The organism is Xenorhabdus yunnanensis (genome assembly GCF_028598805.1).
Classification (GTDB): Bacteria; Pseudomonadota; Gammaproteobacteria; order Enterobacterales; family Enterobacteriaceae; genus Xenorhabdus; species Xenorhabdus yunnanensis.
In genome coordinates this window covers 1-405 of record NZ_JAQRFI010000252.1, presented here as the reverse complement: position 1 = coordinate 405, position 405 = coordinate 1, and the positions used below count along the sequence as shown (strand labels likewise).

At 47.7% G+C, this 405-nt stretch carries 1 protein-coding gene; it reads left to right on the top strand.

What is annotated here, in order from left to right:
- Positions 1-68: 68 nt before the first annotated feature.
- On the top strand, positions 69-405 hold a 337-nt coding region (locus tag PSI23_RS23350), incomplete at its 3' end, for an IS630 transposase-related protein (protein WP_273557060.1).

Here is a 405-nt window from a genome sequence, read left to right as displayed (position 1 = left end):
AAACCAGTGCCCATTTTGACATTTCTATGCGTACCTTATTTCGGTGGAGTCATAAAATAGCGCCTTGTATGACCCGTGATAAACCGCCCACGAAAATCAGTGATGAGGCGCTCATTATGGATGTCAAAAATTACCCCGATGACTATCAATGGGAAAGGGCAAAACGCTTAGGCGTTGCACAGTCTGCTATCCATTACGCCTTGAAACGGCTTACGATTACTGTCAAAAAAACGCTAAGACCTCCCAACGCTGATGCCCAGATCCGTCAGGCATTTGTCGAGCGCATTCACCATTATGAACAGGCGGGAAAACCGATTGTTTATCTCGATGAAAGCGGCTTTGCGCAATCTATGCCCCGTACACACGGCTATTCGACAAAAGGATGGCGCTGCTTCGGTACACACG